The organism is Corynebacterium sp. HMSC068G04 (genome assembly GCF_001814885.1).
GTDB classification, from domain to species: Bacteria; Actinomycetota; Actinomycetes; order Mycobacteriales; family Mycobacteriaceae; genus Corynebacterium; species Corynebacterium hiratae.
Genome location: NZ_KV818353.1, coordinates 85,254 through 104,030, shown reverse-complemented (window position 1 = coordinate 104,030; position 18,777 = coordinate 85,254). Strand labels below are relative to the sequence as shown.

Annotated in this window: 14 protein-coding genes and 1 pseudogene; 8 read left to right on the top strand and 7 right to left on the bottom strand. The window is 65.4% G+C overall.

What is annotated here, in order from left to right:
- Positions 1 to 4,109, top strand: a 4,109-nt coding sequence (locus tag HMPREF2993_RS12815) for a type I polyketide synthase (protein ID WP_070702716.1), incomplete at its 5' end; no start/stop codon positions are given.
- Positions 4,106 to 5,653, top strand: coding sequence for an acyl-CoA carboxylase subunit beta (locus tag HMPREF2993_RS12810; protein ID WP_371325915.1), 1,548 nt, complete (start codon positions 4,106 to 4,108; stop codon positions 5,651 to 5,653). The genes HMPREF2993_RS12815 and HMPREF2993_RS12810, both read left to right, overlap by 4 nt.
- Positions 5,654 to 6,113: 460 nt before the next feature.
- Here HMPREF2993_RS12810 and HMPREF2993_RS12805 read toward each other — a convergent pair whose 3' ends face one another.
- From HMPREF2993_RS12805 to trmB, 6 genes are all read right to left on the bottom strand, one after another.
- The gene (locus tag HMPREF2993_RS12805; protein WP_070510936.1) at positions 6,114 to 7,136 is read right to left on the bottom strand and encodes an HNH endonuclease signature motif containing protein; all 1,023 of its coding nucleotides are present in this window, start codon (positions 7,134 to 7,136) and stop codon (positions 6,114 to 6,116) included.
- Positions 7,137 to 7,280: 144 nt separating this feature from the next.
- Complete coding sequence (locus HMPREF2993_RS12800; protein ID WP_070510938.1) at positions 7,281 to 7,628, bottom strand: DUF3054 domain-containing protein; 348 nt, start codon at positions 7,626 to 7,628, stop codon at positions 7,281 to 7,283.
- Positions 7,629 to 8,642, bottom strand: coding sequence for a lysylphosphatidylglycerol synthase transmembrane domain-containing protein (locus tag HMPREF2993_RS12795; RefSeq protein WP_070702715.1), 1,014 nt, complete (start codon positions 8,640 to 8,642; stop codon positions 7,629 to 7,631).
- Positions 8,639 to 10,978 carry an MMPL family transporter gene (locus HMPREF2993_RS12790; protein ID WP_070702713.1) on the bottom strand — a complete coding sequence of 780 codons (2,340 nt, stop codon included), beginning with the start codon at positions 10,976 to 10,978 and terminating at the stop codon, positions 8,639 to 8,641. The genes HMPREF2993_RS12795 and HMPREF2993_RS12790 overlap by 4 nt, the downstream gene beginning before the upstream one ends.
- A 7-nt stretch (positions 10,979 to 10,985) precedes the next feature.
- A complete protein-coding gene (locus HMPREF2993_RS12785) occupies positions 10,986 to 11,597 on the bottom strand; it encodes an NYN domain-containing protein (RefSeq protein WP_070517721.1) in 612 nt (203 codons plus the stop codon).
- Entirely contained in the window at positions 11,597 to 12,370 is a 774-nt protein-coding gene (trmB, locus tag HMPREF2993_RS12780) for a tRNA (guanosine(46)-N7)-methyltransferase TrmB (protein ID WP_070517720.1), read from the bottom strand. Before trmB ends, HMPREF2993_RS12785 begins: the two co-directional genes overlap by 1 nt.
- A gap of 358 nt (positions 12,371 to 12,728) precedes the next feature.
- Here trmB and HMPREF2993_RS12775 point away from each other — a divergent pair, with 358 nt between their 5' ends.
- From HMPREF2993_RS12775 to HMPREF2993_RS12755, 5 genes are all read left to right on the top strand, one after another.
- On the top strand, positions 12,729 to 14,549 hold the full coding sequence (locus HMPREF2993_RS12775; RefSeq protein WP_070517719.1) for a phosphoenolpyruvate carboxykinase (GTP): 1,821 nt from the start codon (positions 12,729 to 12,731) through the stop codon (positions 14,547 to 14,549).
- 140 nt (positions 14,550 to 14,689) lie between these two features.
- On the top strand, positions 14,690 to 15,502 hold the full coding sequence (locus HMPREF2993_RS12770) for a class I SAM-dependent methyltransferase (RefSeq protein ID WP_049156954.1): 813 nt from the start codon (positions 14,690 to 14,692) through the stop codon (positions 15,500 to 15,502).
- Positions 15,499 to 16,314, top strand: a complete 816-nt coding sequence (locus tag HMPREF2993_RS12765; protein ID WP_070702711.1) for an MTB12 C-terminal domain-containing protein — start codon at positions 15,499 to 15,501, stop codon at positions 16,312 to 16,314. Before HMPREF2993_RS12770 ends, HMPREF2993_RS12765 begins: the two co-directional genes overlap by 4 nt.
- Positions 16,315 to 16,323: 9 nt before the next feature.
- Positions 16,324 to 17,061, top strand: coding sequence for an ABC transporter ATP-binding protein (locus tag HMPREF2993_RS12760; RefSeq protein WP_049156956.1), 738 nt, complete (start codon positions 16,324 to 16,326; stop codon positions 17,059 to 17,061).
- Complete coding sequence (locus HMPREF2993_RS12755) at positions 17,058 to 17,819, top strand: hypothetical protein (protein WP_049156979.1); 762 nt, start codon at positions 17,058 to 17,060, stop codon at positions 17,817 to 17,819. The genes HMPREF2993_RS12760 and HMPREF2993_RS12755 overlap by 4 nt, the downstream gene beginning before the upstream one ends.
- Positions 17,820 to 17,833: 14 nt before the next feature.
- Here the strand turns inward: HMPREF2993_RS12755 and HMPREF2993_RS12750 are convergent, their stop codons facing one another.
- Complete coding sequence (locus tag HMPREF2993_RS12750; RefSeq protein ID WP_049156958.1) at positions 17,834 to 18,589, bottom strand: class I SAM-dependent methyltransferase; 756 nt, start codon at positions 18,587 to 18,589, stop codon at positions 17,834 to 17,836.
- 24 nt (positions 18,590 to 18,613) lie between these two features.
- On the opposite strand from HMPREF2993_RS12750, the pseudogene HMPREF2993_RS13935 reads away from it, so the two are divergent.
- Positions 18,614 to 18,777 (top strand): annotated as a pseudogene (locus HMPREF2993_RS13935) (glycosyltransferase family 1 protein); the annotation flags it as partial.

Sequence of the window (18,777 nt, the reverse complement as noted above, 5' to 3'; positions counted from 1 at the left end):
CCGCCGACCCCGCCGAGATGCACCCTTATGCCATGATGGGTACGTCCTCGGCGATCGTGGCCAACCGCCTGTCCTATGCCTTCGATCTGCGCGGGCCTTCCCTCAACGTGGACACCGCCTGCTCGGCTTCCCTCGTGGCGGTCAACCAGGCGGTCAAGGACCTGCGCGTGGGCGCAGCTGATACGGCTCTCGCCGGCGGCGTGAACATCCTGGCCTCGCCGCACGCCTCCATCGGCTTCAGCGAACTGGGTGTCACCTCGCCCACCAGCGCCATCCACGCCTTCTCCGACGACGCCGACGGTATCGTCCGCGCGGACGCTGCCGGTGTGCTCGTGCTCAAGCGCCTCGAAGACGCTGAACGCGACGGCGACACCATCCACGCCGTCATCAAGGGCTCCGCAGTCAACTCCGACGGCCACTCCAACGGCCTGACCGCCCCCAACCCAGACGCGCAGGTCGACGTCCTCGAGCGCGCTTACGCCGACGCCGGCATCCGCCCGCAGGACGTCGACTACGTCGAGGCCCACGGCACCGGCACCATCCTCGGTGACCCCATCGAGGCCACCGCGTTGGGGCGCGTGCTGGGCCCGGGCCGCCAACCGTATAACCCGACCCTGCTGGGCTCCGCCAAGACCAACATCGGCCACTCCGAGTCCGCGGCCGGCGTGGTGGGCCTCATCAAGGTCATCGAGGGCATGCGCCACGGCGTTATCCCGCCAAACATCAACTACGCGGGCCCCAACCGCTATATCGACTTCGACGCCGAGCACCTCGAAGTCGTCGAAGACCCGCGCGAGTGGCCCGAGTACTCCGGCCAGAAAATCGCTGGTGTCTCCGGCTTCGGCTTTGGCGGCACCAACGCCCACGTGGTGCTGACCGACTACCGCGGGCTGACCCACCAGGACGCCCCGCAGGTCGCCATCGGCGAAGGCCACCCGGTGGCCCTGCCCGTTTCCGGCCTGCTGCCCTCGCGCCGCGCCGCAGCCGCAGCCGACTTAGCGGACTACATCGAAGCTGAGAACCCGAACCTGCTCTCCCTGGCCCGCACCCTCGCGCGCCGTAACCATGGGCGTTCGCGTGCGGTAGTAACGGCGTCGTCAAGCGAAGAAGCAGTCAAGCGCCTGCGTCAGGTGTCCGAGGGGACCGTCTCCGTCGGCATCGCCGCGGCGGATTCCCCGACGGTGCACGGCCCGGTGTTCATGTACTCCGGTTTCGGCTCCCAGCACCGCAAGATGGCCAAGGACATGATTGCCCTTTCGCCGCAGTTCCTCGCGCGCTTGGAGGAGCTCGACGCCATCGTGCAGCGCGAATCCGGCTGGTCCATCCTGGAGTTGGTGCGTGATGACGAGCAGACCTATAACACCGAAACTGCGCAGGTGGCCATCACCGCCATCCAGATCGCGCTGACGGACCTGCTGGCCACCTTCGGCGTGCGCCCAACCGGCGTTATCGGCATGTCCATGGGTGAGATCGGCGCGGCCTACGCCGCGGGCGGCATCACGGCGGCCGACGCCATGCTCATCGCCTGCCACCGCGCGCGCCTCATGGGTGAGGGCGAGGCTTCGCTGCCGGAGGACCAACAGGGTGCCATGGCCGTCGTCGAGCTCTCCGCCGAGGAGATCGACGCCCTGCCAGGCTCTATCGAGCCCGCCGTCTACACTGGCCCGGGCATGACCACCGTGGGCGGTCCGCGCGAGGAGGTCCTCGCGCTGGTGGAGAAACTCGACGGCGAGGGCAAGTTCGCCCGCGCGCTCAACGTGAAGGGAGCCGGCCACACCTCCGCTGTGGATCCGCTGTTGGGTGAACTCTATGCGGAAATCGCCGGCATGGAAGCTGCTCCGCTGCATACGACGCTCTTCTCCTCTGTCGACCGCGGCAAGGTCTACCGTCCGGGTGCGGTGTTGCACGATGAGGATTACTGGATCCGCATGACCCGCAAGCCCGTCTACCTGCAGGACGCGACGGAGGCGGCGTTTGCGGCTGGGCACACGCAGATCGTGGAGATCTCCCCGAACCCGATTGCGCTCATGGGCCTGATGTCCACCGCCTTTGCCGCGGGCAAGGCGGATGCGCAGCTGCTTTACAGCCTGAAGCGCAAGGTGGATCCCACCGAGTCGCTGCTGGACCTGTTGGGCAAGCTCTACGTCACGGGTACTCCGGTGGACTACACCAAGGTCTTCGGCTCCGGCGCGCTTGTCGCCGCCCCGCATACCCGCTTCCGCCGCCAGCGTTTCTGGACCAACGCTCGTCCCTCGTCGGGTGTATCCGGCCTGCCGGGAGCGCGCGTGACACTGCCGGAGGGCGCGGTGGCGTTCTCCACGAACGCCGACCAGGCGCCGAGCGCGCTGGCCATCCTGGAGGCTGCCGCCGAGGCCGTGACCCCGGGCGCCCACATCGCGGCGAGCGAGGAGCACCTCGACCTGCCCGCGAAGGGCGAGGTCACCACGATTGTTCGCCGCACGCTGGGCGGGCTGTCGTTGGCGGTGCACTACGTGGATGGTGCGACGACCAAGCTCATCGCGGAAGGTTTTGCGTCGACGCTCAACCTTGCCGAACCCGCTGCGGCCCCGGAGCCGAGCCTGCCGCAGGCGGTGACTGCGCCGCAGTTCGCTGACCCCGATGTGGGCGCCGATGCCGTGCGCTGGGACCCGGAGAAGGAGAGCGTGGAGGAGCGCTTGGCGCTCATCGTGTCGGAGTCCATGGGCTACGACGTCTCCGATCTCCCGCGCGAGCTGCCGCTTATTGACCTGGGTCTGGATTCGCTCATGGGCATGCGCATCAAGAACCGCGTGGAGAATGACTTCCAGATTCCGCCGCTGCAGGTGCAGGCGCTTCGCGACGCCTCCCTCGCCGACGTCATCACCATGGTCGAGGAAGCCGTGTCCGAACAGCCCGGTGCTTCCGCGCAGGCGCCGTCCGACGCGGCCGCCGATGCCGCAAGCGCCGAGGCACCTTCCACGCTCACCACGGAAGGCAACTCCACTGAAGACTCGTCTGATGTGAGCGCGAAGGGCGGCGAAGGCGTGGGCGTGGCGCCGCGCGATGCCTCCGAGCGCATGGTCTTCGGCACCTGGGCCACCTTCACGGGTAAGGCCGCGGCCGGAGTGACCTCCGCGCTGCCGCAGGTCAGCGATGAGGTCGCCGCAAAGATTGCCGAGCGCCTCACCGAGCGCGCCGGCATCGAGGTCACCGCGCAGCAGGTTCAGGAGGCCGAGGCCCTGGAGAACCTGGCGGATCTGGTCCGCGAGGGCCTGGAGACCGAGGTCGAAGGCAATATCCGCGTGCTGCGCGAGGCCGATGGTCCGGCCGTCTTCATGTTCCACCCGGCCGGCGGCACCACCGTGGTCTACCAGCCGCTGACCCGCCGCTTGCCTGCCGACGTCGCCGTCTACGGCGTGGAGCGCATCGAGGGCAACTTGGAGGATCGCGCCGCCGCCTATATCGAGGACATCCTGCACTACGCGCGCGGGCGCAAGGTCGTGCTTGGCGGCTGGTCCTTCGGCGGTGCGTTGGCCTATGAGGTGGCCTACCAGCTGCAGGAGCGCGCCGCCCGCGGTGAGGACTCCGCCGAGGTAGCCTTCATCGCGCTGCTGGATACCACCCAGCCGGCGCATCCGGCCCCGAAGACGTTGGAGGAAACCAAGGCTCGTTGGGGCCGCTATGCCGCCTTCGCCAAGAAGACTTACGGCCTCGACTTCGAGCCGCCCTACGAGATGCTGGAAACCGTGGGCGAGGATGCGCTCATGGCCATGCTCGCGGAATTCCTCAGCTCCACCGACGCCTCCGAGCACGGGCTGTCCGCGGGTGTGCTGGAGCACCAGCGCGCGTCCTTCGTAGACAACCAGATTCTGGGCTCGCTGGATATGGGAAGGTGGGCGTCGGTAAGCGTGCCCGTCATCCTCTTCCGCTCCGAGCGCATGCATGACGGCGCCATCGAGCTCGAGCCGGCCTACGCCGAAGTTAACCCGGACGGTGGCTGGGGCGTTATCGTGAAGGATCTGGAGATTGTGCAGCTGCCGGGGGACCACCTGGCGGTTCCCGACGAGCCGGCAATCGGTATCGTGGGCAAGCATATGGAGGAATGGATCGAGGAGAAGATTCGGAAGTGACTAGCACCGCTGACAAGCTGGCGGACCTACGCGAGCGCCTCGAGCGCGCCCAGGACCCCGGCAGTGAACGCTCCCGGGCGCGTCGCGACGAGGCAGGGCGCTCGACTCCGCGCCAACGCATCGCCGCGCTTCTCGACGAAGGCTCTTTCGTCGAAACGGGTGCCCTGGGCAAGACCCCCGGCGACCCGGATGCGATTTACTCCGACGGCGTGGTCACCGGTCACGGCCGCATCAACGGCCGCCCGGTGTGCATCTACGCACACGATAAGACCGTCTATGGCGGTTCCGTGGGCGTGACCTTTGGCAAGAAGGTCACCGACATCATGGACCTGGCCATCAAGATTGGTTGCCCAGTTATCGGTATTCAGGATTCCGGCGGTGCGCGCATTCAGGACGCGGTGACGTCTTTGGCCATGTACTCCGAGATTGCCCGCCGCCAGCTGCCGCTGTCCGGCCGCAGCCCGCAGATTTCCATCATGATGGGCAAGTCCGCCGGTGGCGCGGTGTATGCGCCGGTGACCACGGACTTCATCATCGCCGTCGATGGTGAGGCGGAGATGTACGTGACGGGTCCGAACGTGATCAAGGAAGTCACAGGCGAGGAGATCTCTTCCCATGACCTCGGCTCTGCGCGCCAGCAGGAGCTCAACGGCAACGTGTCTGTTGTGGTGCCCTCGGAGGATGAGGCCTTTGACTTGGTGCGCGATTTGCTGGATCACCTGCCGCTGACCTGCTTCGACGAGTCCCCGGTTTTCGATGCGCCTACTGATGACGAGGTGGCTGAAGACACTGAGCTGGATTCCTTCATGCCGGATGACACGAATGCCGGCTACGACATGATGGACCTGCTGACGCAGCTTGGCGACGACGACGATCTCATCGAAATCCAGGAGAACTACGCCCCCAACGTCATCACTGCCTTTGGGCGTATTGACGGCAAGGCCGTGGGTTTTGTGGCGAATAACCCGATGCATTCGGCGGGCTGTATCGATGCGGATGCCGCCGATAAGGGCGCGCGCTTTATCCGTATCTGCGATGCCTACAACATCCCGCTGGTCTTCGTGGTGGATACGCCGGGCTACCTGCCGGGCGTGGACCAGGAGAAGGCCGGTCTGATTCACCGCGGTGCGAAGTTCGCTTTTGCTGTGGTGGAGGCTACCGTGCCGAAGGTCTCGCTGATTGTGCGCAAGGCTTATGGTGGCGCGTATGCCGTGATGGGCTCGAAGAACCTGACCGGTGATATCAACCTGGCGTGGCCGACGGCCCAGATTGCCGTGATGGGTTCGGCCGCCGCCGTGGTCATGATTGCGGGCAAGCAGCTCGAGGCCGCTGAGACCCCGGAGCAGCGCGCCATGACGAAGAAGATGTTCATGGACTTCTACGACGAGACCATGACCGCGCCCTATGTCGCTGCGGAGCGTGGCTACCTCGACGGCATGATTAAGCCTTCTGAGTCGCGCTTGGCCCTGCGCCGCGCGCTGCGCCAGCTTGCCGATAAGCAGGAGAAGGACCTGCCCAAGAAGCACACCATCTCCCCGCTCTAGCGTCGTCTGAGTCAGGATAGAAGCTGAAGAAGGCCTGCGGATCGCGCTGAATTTTGTGTCTCGGCGTAACGTGCGGGCCCGTTCTATCCGATAAGTTTAAGGACTAGGAATTCAATCAAAGGAGCACTTCAATGCTGTCTAGCGTTCTTGACCTCAGCGGCGACGTTATCAACCTCGTTATCATGCTGCTCAACCGCGTCGGCGTGACCATTTCTGGCTCGTCCCTGAGCTCGAAGTAGCGTTCGCGCGCACCCCTCTCCGCCACACGTGCGGCTCCCCACTGGACTGATTGCTCAGTCCAACGTGAGCGGCTCAAAAGCGGGGAGGGTTTCTTCATGCCCTGGCTTGCGTGGCCGAGGGAGTCAACGCGCCTTGAGAAGGCGCGGTGCGCTAAAACTCTGAATGCGGGATCGCCGAAGAGCCCCAAGGCCGCGGTGCGACTCAGGGAGTGCGGGAATTCCTACCGCAGGTCAGCCCAGACGGGGCTGGGTATCAGTACTGGTGGCCCACCGCCGGGTGGCAGCCACGCCATCCGCCCCTCGATGCGGTCGATGTGCCCGCGATAGGTGGGTCGGGCGGGGTCATCATCATTGATCGCGTTGTGGTACTTACACAGCGGGACGAGGTTGTTGATGTTGGTTGGCCCGCCATCTTGCCACCGTCTGATGTGGTGCATCTGGCATTCCGCGGCCGGTTTATTGCACCCGAGCCAGGCGCACGTCGGATGCTCCGCGCTGAGCAGGAGGCGCTGTTTGTCGTTGGCGAAGCGGCTGCCGTAATAGAGATTGACGGGTCCTTCGACGGGGTGGAAGAGCGAGACGAAGCCGCGCTCGGCAAACTGCGTGCGGATAAACTCTGCGCCGGTCATGGTGCCGCCGTCGGTTGCCTGCAGAATGATGTCGTCACCCTCACCGCGCACGATCGTGTCGAGCTGATCTAGGCGCACAAGAACGTGCGCATGCAGGACAGGTGTGGGCGCGCCGCCTCCTGCAAAGACTTCGTGGACCGCCTTCAGCAGGTCCGCGGAGGTGGCCTTGAGCGTGCCCACCAGATTCGCAATAGCCCGCGGGCGATCCGTGATGATGAGGCTGTGCATGCCGCCTTTTCGGCGCAGCACCCGCACTCCGGGGCTGGGCTCAGGCCTGAGCTCCGCGAGGCGCCGCTTCGCCACGCCCGCGATCTCACCCGCCGGAGTCTCGCACAGCTCCACGCGCAGGTCCCACGCCTTGCGCGAGTCCTTGACTCGCGCGACATGGCGCTCAATCTGCACCAGCGTATCCAGTGCGTGTTCAGTTTTACGCGCGCGGCGCTGCTTGGCGCTGTAGGCGGTCTGCCCGAAATAGATCCGGTGCAGGCCTTCGAGCTGCCGCGCTACGCGCGGCGTCGCACCCAGCGCGAGCATGTCATCGCGTGTGTGGCCCGCGCACAAAGAAACGACGTGCATGCCGCGAGCGAGTACCCCGAGTAAGTCCCCCAACTTCATGCCCCACACACTAAACCGGGCCGCACACCCCCGCAACCGGAGCGCTAAAAACCCAGCTCAAACAGCCACTCGCAAGGCCGCACAAGGCTGGATCCAGGTGTGTGAGGCCGACAGGTAGCAGGCCATGGAAAACTTGGTGAAGTTCTAGGCACGCGAGCGGGACGCAAAGGCCGCGATGGCTCGCCAGCCAAAGAAGAACAGCGCCGACATCACGGTGGCCACGATGAGGAAGGACCAGTGCGGCAGCCGGCCATTGACCAGCATCCACAGAGCCATGCCGCCAATAATGGCACTCAGCCACACGACGACGCCCTCCCGCCACAGGCCGCTCAGCTTCGCTGCCATGATGATGACCCAGCCCACGAGCGCGCCCACGGTCCACGGCCAGAAGGCATCAACCCACGAGCTAAAGCTCAGGCCGCCGTGCGCCAGGCGGGCGAGGATGGCGAAGAGGACGAGCGAGATGACGTCGATAAGCGGGGCAACGCGCATTTAGGATTCCTTCCGGTTCAACGCCGCGTAAGAGAAACCATCGCGGGCGTAGTGGGCGAAGTAGATGACCCATCCAATGATAGTGATCAGCGCAAAGGAAATAAGCCGGTAGATGATGGCCGCGGAGGTGGCATGCACCGCGGTGAGGCCCGTCGCCACCAGCGGGGCGATGAGCGCGGCCTCCACCGTACCCACGCCACCCGGGGTGACCTGCGCGGAGCCAGCCAGCTTCGCCGCCAGGAAGGCCAGTGCGACGCCCGCCAGGGTGGTGTGATCGGCGCCGGCACGCAGCCACGGAATCTCGCCGGTTACCGCCCACACCGAAGCCCACAGGGCGGCCATATCGGCCAGGCGGTGCACAAGGGAGGCCCCGGCAACCACGGCAAAGGGGCCGCGCGACAGGTGGACCTCTCCCAGGTTGCGGACCTCCTGGATGGCGCGGTCCCGCTTCGGGCCGGGCCGTAGCTTGCGCAGCCAGCCCTCGAGGGTCACCGGGTGCGAGGTCAGCCAGAAGATGCCGCCGAGCGCCGCGAGCATGAGGACAATAGTTGTGATCAACGAGCCCAAAGCCATGTCGGCGTTGAGGAAAAACACTCCGCCGAGCCCAATGAGCGCGAGGAACATCGAGCTAATAATCGAGGATAAAAACAGGAAGTAGCTGCACAGCGCCACCGACGCGCCCCAGCGGCGCTGCACCTGGAAGGTGAGCACGGCCGAAAAAGCAGGGCCCGCCGGCAGAGTCGTGGACCACGCATTCGAGGCGAGCGTAATGGCGTAGGTCTCGCGCAGCGGGACCTCAACGCCGCCCGCACCGATGAGCCGCTTCATCACTTCCGCCATGCCCGCGATGGACAGCAGCGCGAAGAACACCACCAGCACCACGGGGAATGGTTCGGCGTGGCGCAGGCGGCGCAATCCCTCGGAGATGAAGTCCAGCTGGTCGCGGAAGAACCACGCCAGCGCGGCCAGAATCAGCAGGGAGATTATCCAGGTCAGCCAGTTCTTCTTATTCATCGACCGTCCGTGGACTTCAGGCGCTGCACCAGCTCGGAGAAGGGGATGAGCTCGTCGTGCGTGTCGGCGCTGCGGTCCCCGCGTACAGGAGCTTCGCTTGCCGACGCCTCCTCCGTCCGCACCTCAGGATCCTCCGGTGTGCCTGCCTGCTCGGTAGGCGCGGCCTCTTCATCGCTCAGCGCTGGGGTGGTGGGCGCCGGTGCAGCAGCGGATGCGGTGGCCAGGGCCGGCTCGGCAGCCGGGGCGTTGTCGCCGCCGAGGCGATGGGTTAGGCGGGTGAGGAAGCGCGGGGCCCACCAGTTGTCCTCGCGCAGCAGGTGCATGACGGCGGGGACGAGGAGCATGCGGACGATGGTGGCGTCGATAAGCAGTGCAAAAATCATGCCGAAGGCGATGTACTTCATCATCACGATGTCGGAGAAACCGAAGGCACCTGCGACCACGATCATGATGAGCGCGGCCGCCGTGATGATGCCACCGGTGTGCGCGGTGCCCGCAGCGATGGCCTCGTCCGTGGAAGCACCGCGGCGGCGGGCCTCCACCATGCGCGAAACCAGAAAGACTTCGTAGTCCGTGGACAGGCCAAAGACGATGGCGATGATGAGCACCAGAATCGGGCTCATGAGCGGGCCGGCGGTGAAGTTGAGCAGGCCAGAGCCCAGGCCGTCGACGAACATGAGCGTCAAGATGCCCAGTGTGGCACCCAGCGACAATAGCGTCATGATGATGGCCTTGAGCGGCAGGATGAAGCTGCCGAAGACCAGCGCCATGAGGATGAAGGTGGCCAGCACCACGTAGAGCGCCATCCAGGGCAGCGTGTCGAAGAGCGCGTCGAGGGATTCGACCTCCATGGCTGGGGTGCCGCCGACATAAAGCTCCACGCCTTCCGGCGCCTCGATGTTTTCGAGCTCGTGGACGATGCGCCCGTAATCCTCACGGTCTTGGATGCCGGCGCCGAGGACGGTGGTGCCGTCGACAGTCGCGGTCTTCGGGCCCATCGGCTCGGTCAGCCCCTGGATGGAGCGGGCTTGCATGACGACGTCAACAAGTTGCTCGTTCGTCGCGTTCTTCACCACCAGCTTGACCGGTTCGGTACGGAAGGAAGGGAACTGCTCGTTGAACTGGTCCTGCGCCACGCGCGCATCCTGGTTGGGCGGCAGGTAGGTCTCGTTGATGCCGCCGAATTTCACGCCCAGCACCGGCAGGGTCAGCGCGATGAGCAGCGCGCAGATAGCGGTGGTCATCAGACCCGCGCGGCCCATGGCCCAGCGCGGCATCCGGTACCACCACGTGTCCTCGATGCGGCGGCCGCGGCGTGAGGTCTTGCGCACGGTCCACTTATCGATGTTGTGACCCAGCATGCCAAACAGCGAGGGCAGCACCATCACCGAGAGCAGAGCAGCGAGGCCGACGGCGGAGATGGAGCCGTAGGCCACGGATTTGAGGAAGGCCTGTGGGAAGAGGAAAAGCCCGGAGAGGGACACGGCCACCATGGCGGCGGAGAAGACCACAGTCTGGCCGGCGGTGGCGGTGGTGATCGCCACGGCCTCCTTGGTATCGCGGCCCTTGTCCAGCTCCTCGCGGAAGCGCGAAACCATGAACAGGCCATAGTCGATGGCCAGGCCCAGGCCCAGCAGCGTCACGACGGCCTGCGCAAACACGTTGACCTGCAGGAAGCCGGCCAGGATGGAAAGGATACCCAAGGAACCTAGGATGGACAGCCCGCCCACCACGAGCGGCATGAAGGCCGCAACGACGGAGCCGAAGACAATCAACAGCAGCAGCCCGACGAGCGGCAGAGCGGCCTTCTCCGCGCGGGAGATGTCCTCGGCCATGCCCTCGTCCAGTGCATCGGCCACTGCGGTGGCGCCCGCGACCTGCACGGGTAGCCCACTGGAGTGCAGGGAATCCTCAATGGCGCGGAAGTCCTTGAGGGTCTGCTCGCCGTCGCCTTTCAGCCCGATGGCGGCGAAGGCCGTGGAGTGGTCCTGCGTGATGAGGTTCGGGTTGCGCTTATCGAAGTAGCTGGTGACAGAGTCAATCTGTTCCGGATGCTGAGCCTTGAGGTCATCCAGAAAGGCCTTAGCCTCGGCGGCGTGGGCATCGGGGTCGTCGAAAAGCAGGATGACGTCGCCGGAATTGTCACGGCCGAAGGTCTCCAGCTCGATCTGTGCCGCGCTTGTCGACGCCGCCCCCGGGTCCTCCCAGCCCTCCTGACTCATGCGCTCCTCGAGGCGGGTGCCGAAGCCGAAGAAGAGGCCGAGGATGAGCCCGACGATGATGAGCGGGATGACCTTGCGGTGGGCATAGGAAAAACGGCCCCAGGAATAAAACATGCGGCTCCTAACTGTGCTCGGGCGCGCACTCCGGAAGCAGCGCGGACAGCGGGCGGAAAGGCTGCAGCCAGGCGCCGCCTGGTGGCAGATTGTCCAGGTTAACGCGTGGCAGCGGTTCGCGGAAGACACCCTCGATGTCTTCGAGGTCGACGAACTCAATCTCCGGATGGGTCACAGCCCAGGAGGCGTGCTCGTGGAAGCCGAGGACGCAGGTGGGCAGGCCGGAAGCAGAGAGCTGTTCCAGCAGGTGCTGGAAGTTCTGGCCGTCGGCTGAGGCGACGATGACACCGGAGAGGTTCTCGCGGTTGGCCTTGATGTATTCGACCATGTCGGGGTCGACGTCATCGTCCTCGTGCAGCTTTGGCTTGGCAAAGACGGCGAAGCCGACGTTGCGGATGGCTTCCACCCATGGGCGGATGACGTCGGCGCCGCCGGGAGTGACGTTGGTGAAGACGGCGGCTTCGGGGGTGGCGTCGTTGTCGAAGGCCAGCTCCACCAGCCAGCGGCCAATCGCATCAAAACGCGGGCGGTGTGCGGAGGTGGGTCGCCCGCCCAAGATGGCGCCGAGCCCCATGTCCATGTTGGGTGCATCCCACACCAGAAGATAGGTGCCGGCCATTACTTCTTCTCCCACAGGTACTCGGTGATGACGTGTTCCTTATCCAGGCCTTTGCCCTCAAACTTGGTGATGACCTGGCGGTCAGTGAGGATGGGGCACTCCGGCCAGGGCCAGCCCTTGTAGTCGAGGGAGGGCTCGACCTCAACGAGCTCGTTAATCCACTCGGCGTAGCCGGCATGGTCGGTGGCCACGTGGAGCACGCCGCCGGGTTTCAGGCGGGAGGCGAAGAGGTTGAGGGTGCCGGATTGGATGATGCGGCGCTTGTGGTGGCGGACCTTGGGCCACGGGTCCGGGAAGAAGATACGGATGCCGTCGAGGGATTCGGGCGCGAACATACGCATGAGAACTTCGATGCCATCGCCGCGGACCATGCGGATGTTCTCAATATCGTTGCGGACAATGGAGCCCAGCAGCTTGGCTAAGCCTGGCTTGTAAAGCTCGACGGCAACAATGTTGGTGTCCTTTTCCAACGGGGCCATCGCAGCAGTGGAGGTTCCGGTGCCGGAGCCGATTTCCACGATGGTCCTGGCGCCCTCGCGGTTGAACCAGGCGGGGATGTCGAGGGGTTCGTCGGCAAGCAGGCGTCCCAACTGAGGCCAGTGCTCCTCGAAGAGGGCGTTCTGGTTGTCGGTGAGGGTGCCGCGACGGAAGGTCACGTTGCCGAGGCGTGGGTAGTCCAAATCATTGTTGAACTCGGCGTTGAAATCCGTCTGGAGGCCGCGGCCATGAGGCATCTGCGCGGCGGGATTCTGGGAGGAGTCTGCACTATTCATCAGTTGACATTGTTCCCTTAAGCAGGGGTGAGGGGCAACGTGCCGCGCCGTGGAGGGCGGAGGGGCGTCCAGGTGGAGGCCACACAGGACGCCGTGGGGGTAGCGGGACGGGCGTACGGGATGGACAACCCAAAGAAAATCCACCCCTGTGCGGGGGTATCTTTGGTGGTTGCGTGCCCTATTTCACACTTCGTTGTCCTTGGGTTAGTCGGGTTAACCAGGGTGGATATAACCGGGGTGGGCTGTATTACACATTCTGTTATCGCCAGTATCCGTACTCTGGTTGGTGAAACGTCGATAGGGGAAACCTTCGGCGATATAAAGCACCCTGGCCACACCGACCACAGGAGAATGTGAGATGACCGCAACCATTAAGGGCCTTGTAGGTGAACTGCCCACGAAGAACGAGAAGCTTATTTCGTGGATCAGTGAGAGCGTCGAGCTCTTCCAGCCGGAAGAGGTCGTCTTCGTAGATGGCTCCCAGGAGGAGGCTGACCGTCTCGCCGCTGAGCTCGTGGAGAAGGGCACCCTGATTAAGCTCAACGAGGAGAAGCGCCCGAACTCCTACCTGGCGCGCTCGAACCCGTCGGATGTCGCGCGCGTGGAGTCCCGCACCTTCATCTGCACCGAGACCGCCGAGGACGCCGGCCCGACCAATAACTGGGCCCCGCCGGCAGCCATGAAGGAAGAGATGACCGAGGCCTTCCGTGGCTCCATGAAGGGCCGCACCATGTATGTGGTGCCTTTCTGCATGGGCCCCATCAGCGACCCGGACCCGAAGCTCGGCGTGCAGCTTACTGATTCCGCTTATGTCGTGCTCTCCATGCGCATCATGACCCGCATGGGTCAGCAGGCTCTGGACAAGATTGGTGAGAACGGCGATTTTGTCCACGCCCTGCACTCCGTTGGTGCTCCGCTGGAGCCGGGCCAGGAGGATGTCGCGTGGCCGTGCAACGAGAAGAAGTACATCACGCAGTTCCCGGCGACCAAGGAGATTTGGTCCTACGGCTCCGGCTACGGCGGCAATGCCATCCTGGCCAAGAAGTGCTACGCGCTGCGTATCGCTTCCGTCATGGCGAAGGAAGAGGGCTGGATGGCAGAGCACATGCTCATCCTCAAGCTCACCAACCCGGAGGGTAAGAAGTACCACATCGCGGCCGCCTTCCCGTCTGCCTGCGGTAAGACCAACCTGGCCATGATCGCCCCGACCATCCCGGGCTGGAAGGCTGAGGTTGTGGGCGATGACATCGCCTGGATGAAGCTGCGCGAGGACGGCCTGTACGCAGTCAACCCGGAGAACGGCTTCTTCGGTGTGGCGCCGGGCACCAACTACGACTCCAACCCGATTGCCATGAAGACGATGGAGCCGGGCAACACCCTGTTCACCAACGTCGCGCTGACCGACGACGGCGATGTCTGGTGGGAGGAAATGGGCGAGGCCCCGGAGCACCTCATCGATTGGCGCGGCAACGATTGGACCCCGGCTTCCACCACCAAGGCGGCGCACCCGAACTCCCGCTACTGCGTGCCGATTACGCAGTGCCCGTCTGCTGCTCCGGAGTTTGATGACTGGAAGGGCGTCAAGATTGACGCCATCCTCTTCGGTGGCCGCCGCGCGGATACCGTCCCGCTGGTGACCCAGGCCTTCGACTGGAACCACGGCACCATGATCGGCGCCCTGCTCTCCTCCGGCCAGACCGCTGCTGCTGAGGGCAAGGTCGGCGCCCTGCGCCACGACCCGATGGCCATGCTGCCGTTCATGGGCTACAACGCCGGTGACTACCTGCAGCACTGGATCGACATGGGTAACAAGGGCGGCGACCGTATGCCGGCCATCTTCCTGGTGAACTGGTTCCGCCGCGGTGAAGACCGCCGCTTCCTGTGGCCGGGCTTCGGCGAGAACTCCCGCGTTCTCAAGTGGATCGTGGACCGCATCGAGGGCAACGTCGACGCCGTCGAGACCGTCGTGGGCCACACCGCCCGCCCGGAGGATATCGACCTCACCGGCCTGGACTTCGACATCGAGGATGTCCGCGAGGCGCTCGCTGTGAACCCGGCTGATTGGGCTGGCGACATGGAAGACAACAAGGAGTACCTGACCTTCCTGGGCTCCCGCGTGCCGTCTGAGGTGTGGGACCAGTTCAAGGCCCTCAAGGAGCGCGTTGAGGCTGCCTCCTAACGCCGCTTTCCGCGCCGCTGCTTTCCGACGCCCCTCCACCCAGCGGTGGCGGGGCGTCGCCGCGTTCTGGCATGTTAGGTTGGCCACAATAAGGTTAGGGTAACCTTTTAAATGGAGAAAGTCTCGCATATTCTGGCTGTATGACAACTTCTTCTTTGCCCATGCACGATCGTCCCGACTCCGAGGTTGGTGGACACTGGCTCCTCGCCCGCCTGGGAAAGAAGGTGTTGCGCCCCGGCGGGCTGGAGATGACCACCACGCTAATCGACGCCGCCGAGCTGAAAAACAAGGACGTGGTGGAGCTGGCCCCTGGACTCGGGCTCACTGCCCGCCAGATCGTGGCGGAAGGCCCGCGCAGCTACACCGGTGTGGACGAGGATCCTGATGCCGTGGCGCGCACGAAGGCCAGCCTCGCCGGCGCTTCCTCGGCTACCGTGGTGGTCAATGACGCCAAGGCCACGGGTTTGCCGGATAACAGCACGGATGTCGTCTTTGGCGAAGCCATGCTCACCATGCACGGCGAGAAGGGGAAGGCCGCGATCATGGCGGAGGCGTTCCGTATCCTGCGCCCGGGCGGCAGGTATGTCATCCATGAGCTGTGCCTGGAGCCGGACACGCTTGACGACGCCCAGAAGCTCGAGATCCGCCGCGCGCTGGCCACGTCCATCCGCGTCAACGCCCGCCCGCTGACCACAAAGGAATGGGACGGCGTGGCACGGGAGGCTGGCTTCGAGGTGACTGAGCGCCACTATGCAGATATGGCGCTGCTGCGCGCCAAGCGCAACTTGCAGGACGAGGGTGTGCTGGGCGTGGCGCGTATCGCCTTTAACGTCTTGCGCATGCCCGACGCCCGCCGCCGCGTTTTCGCGATGCGTTCGGTGTTCAACAAATACAGCGACAACCTGCAGGCCATCGGCGTGGTGCTGACCAAGCCGGCCGCGGCTGCTCAATGAGTTTCGGTGAGAGCGGTGACGTTGCCGGCGGCGTGCCGGACGGCGTGATGGAGGCCCGCCCACGTGGGATCAGCTGGCCCACGGTTGGCGTATCTGTGGTGAGCAGTTGCGTCGCCGCTGCGCTGGTCTTGGGTTTCGGCGTGCAGCTCAGCCAAGGCAAGTGGGAACAGGCGGCAGCCCAGGGTGCCGCGATGACGCAGCCAGCCGAACCGAGCGTGCCCGTGAGCAGCGACTCCGCAGCGCCGGCGGCTGCGGCAACAACGGCACCAACAACGGTGGCGTCCGCGGCGTCGCCAAGCGTTGCGCAGGACGCCCCCGCTGTGGCGTTGGAACCGGCACCGCAGGAGAATCAAGCGGCAGACCCAGCGCCAGAGCAGGCGGTGGATGAGACGGTGGAGGACCCCAACACCGGCTGGTACCCCAGTGGGGATTTCAGCGCGAGCTTTGCGGCTACTAACCCGGAGCCGACGCTCGATGACCTTAACGGCGTCCTGCACGCGCTCGTGGCCACGCCGGGATCCGATGCGGACAAGGCACACAACCTCGAGGCTGGTCTGCCGGGGACGGTGGTGCCGAGAACCATTTACAACCTGGGGATATTCCGTCCGCCGCTGGGCTGGAAGCGGATTAGCGGGCCACTGACGGTGGAGGGGAACACCGCGAGTGCCACGCTCAACGCGAGCTCGGCCGGGCGTCCCACGCTCTCGTTGCGGGTGGAGTTCCGCTACCTCGACGGGCGCTGGAAGCTGGCCACGAACTCGCTGCGCAACGGCATCGATGCGGTGGGCCTGCCCATCGCGGGCGCGTTTTAAGGCGGCGGCGTGATTGACGTTGACAACCTGAGCCACTGGTATGGCTCGCGCCGCACAGCCGCGCCTGTGCGCGACCTTTCTTGCACCTTCGCTGATGGCCGCATCAATTACGTCGTGGGGCTTAACGGCACCGGAAAGTCGACGCTCCTCGGCTGCCTTTCCGGAAGCTTGCGCCCGCGCGGCGGCAGGGTCCTGGTGGACGGGCGGGAGCTGCGCGGTACCGACTATCCGTTGCGCCACGTGGGCAGCTACTTGAGCGCAGAAGATTTCTCACCGCAGCACACCGGCCTGCGCCACCTGCAGTGGATGTGCGCCCTCGCAGGCGCGCCGGTGGAAAAGGCGGAGGCGCTGGTGCGGGCCGTCGGGCTCGAGGAGGCCTCGCGGCGCCCCATCGGAGGTTACTCGTTGGGCATGCGCCAGCGCCTGGGGATCGCCAGCGTCTTGGCGGGAAACCCGCGCAACATTGTGCTGGATGAGCCGCTCAACGGCCTAGATATCCAGGGCGTGTGGTGGCTGCGTGAGTTGCTTGCCGCGTGGGCGGAGGAGGGTCGCTGCGTGATCGTGGCCTCGCATCATCTGCGCGAGGTGGAGGCCACGACCGAGGTTGCCGACGCCTCGGTAACCATCCTCAGCCAGGGCACGGCTCTTGCCCACGGCTCCCTTGAGGACGTCATCGCCTCCACCGGCGCCCCCGACCTCGAATCCGCCGTGGCGGCGCTGATCCCGGAGCTAGGGGCACGGGCATGAAGGCGTGGCAACGCTGGCGGATAAGCCTGCGCGCCGAGTCTGTGCGCCTGGGCGGGGCGCGCGGCCCGCTGGTGCGGGTCGCCGTGCCGCTGGGGTTTGCGCTGCCGCTGGCGGTGACCTTCGGGGTGGCAGCGGTGGCGGAGCACGTCCAGTCCGCGGGAGGCATCCTTCAGGCGCAGTCCGTGGACACTACTAATGCGGCGTATTGGCCCATCTACCTGGGCAGCATCGTGTTTGCGGCATTGGGGGCGTGGGCGCAGGCCACCGCCGGATCGCGGGCCTTGCGTGCGGCGGCGCCGTGGTCAGGGCTGGATCAGCTGGCCCGCTGGTGCTTCCTGGGCGCGCTCGCGGCGGCCGCGACACTGCTCAGCGTCAGCCTGTGCCTGCTGCTCCTGCCCACGTTCTTCCCGGTGCTCTATGGGCAGGTGAACTTCTTCGCGGGCCTGCGCATGGTGGCTCTCGGCCCGGTGTACGCGTGGTTGGCGGTGGGCTACGGTGTGGCGCTGGGCCGGCTGCTGCGCTCCCCGGCGTTGAGCATCGCGGCGCTGACGGTCTGGGCGCTCTTGGTAGAAAACGCGCTGTGGCTCATCCCCGGCGGCGCGCGCCTCACCGGCTGGCTGCCCTTCCTCAACGGCGTCTTCGCTACCGGCCAGGACGTGGCGCTATTCCCGCCTTGGGGCCGTGACGGGGCGCTGGTGTACTTCGCGGCCGTGGGCGTGGCGCTCTGGCTGGCTTCTCTGCGCAGGCGCCTCGACTAAGTCTGACTCAGCCATCAGGCGCGCAGGACGATGACCAGGTTGGAGGTCACAAGCTCCCGCAGCACCGGCACCTTGGTCACCCACCAGGCCCAGGCAGGGTGGTAGCGAGGAAAGGCCGCGAGGAGCTGCGAGCCTTGCGACGTCACGCCGCGCGCCCAGTCCAGGCCTTCGCGTGCGGAAAGCGCAAAGAGCGAGGAGCCAAAGACGTTCTTCGGTGGGTGCCCATGGCGGCGGGTATAGCGGTCCCGGGCGAACTCGCCGCCCACGTAGTGCTCCCACAGGCCGGTCTCGTGCCCGCCGAAAGGTCCCAGCCACACCGTGTAGCTCAAGACCACCAGCCCGCCGGGCTTGGTCACGCGCAGCATTTCCTGGCCCATGTCCCACGGGTTGGGGATGTGCTCGGCCACGTTGGAGGAATACGTGATGTCGAAGGTGTCATCCGCGAAGGGCAAGCACGTGCCGTCGCCGCGCACGGCCTGGGCCACTGAGATGCCGGCGGCGGCCATCTCACCCACGTCCGGCTCCAGCCCCACATAACTGGCACCGCGCTGAGCAAAGGCGGACGCGAAATAGCCGGGCCCGCCCCCGACGTCGAGCACGCGCGCGCCGGTGAGGGACAAAGAATGATCGCGGGAGAGGGCGTCGACAAGCGCGGCGGTGTCCTCAGCCAGACCGCCATAAAAGATCGCGGGTGCTGTCTGCTCGAAGCGGAAGGAGCGCAGCAGCCGCCAGGAGCGGCGCAGGGTGGCCAAGGCGCGGGTGCGTTTCATAACCCACTAGGCTAAAGCATCGTCATGAAAATCCTTCTTTTATGTTGGCGCGATTCCACCCACCCGCAGGGTGGCGGTTCCGAGCGCTACCTTGAGCGCGTCGGCGAGTACCTCGCTGCCCAAGGCCACGAGGTGGTCTTCCGCACCGCGCGCCACATGAACGCCGCCAAGCGCGAGCGCCGCAACGG

Bases quoted from the DNA above. Each gene is read 5' to 3' on its own strand.
- HMPREF2993_RS12805 (WP_070510936.1), bottom strand. From the start codon at position 7,136: ATGAAGTTGGGGGACTTACTCGGGGTACTCGCTCGCGGCATGCACGTC.
- HMPREF2993_RS12800 (WP_070510938.1), bottom strand. From the start codon at position 7,628: ATGCGCGTTGCCCCGCTTATCGACGTCATCTCGCTCGTCCTCTTCGCC.
- HMPREF2993_RS12795 (WP_070702715.1), bottom strand. From the start codon at position 8,642: ATGAATAAGAAGAACTGGCTGACCTGGATAATCTCCCTGCTGATTCTG.
- HMPREF2993_RS12790 (WP_070702713.1), bottom strand. From the start codon at position 10,978: ATGTTTTATTCCTGGGGCCGTTTTTCCTATGCCCACCGCAAGGTCATC.
- HMPREF2993_RS12785 (WP_070517721.1), bottom strand. From the start codon at position 11,597: ATGGCCGGCACCTATCTTCTGGTGTGGGATGCACCCAACATGGACATG.
- trmB (WP_070517720.1), bottom strand. From the start codon at position 12,370: ATGAATAGTGCAGACTCCTCCCAGAATCCCGCCGCGCAGATGCCTCAT.
- HMPREF2993_RS12775 (WP_070517719.1), top strand. From the start codon at position 12,729: ATGACCGCAACCATTAAGGGCCTTGTAGGTGAACTGCCCACGAAGAAC.
- HMPREF2993_RS12770 (WP_049156954.1), top strand. From the start codon at position 14,690: ATGACAACTTCTTCTTTGCCCATGCACGATCGTCCCGACTCCGAGGTT.
- HMPREF2993_RS12765 (WP_070702711.1), top strand. From the start codon at position 15,499: ATGAGTTTCGGTGAGAGCGGTGACGTTGCCGGCGGCGTGCCGGACGGC.
- HMPREF2993_RS12755 (WP_049156979.1), top strand. From the start codon at position 17,058: ATGAAGGCGTGGCAACGCTGGCGGATAAGCCTGCGCGCCGAGTCTGTG.
- HMPREF2993_RS12750 (WP_049156958.1), bottom strand. From the start codon at position 18,589: ATGAAACGCACCCGCGCCTTGGCCACCCTGCGCCGCTCCTGGCGGCTG.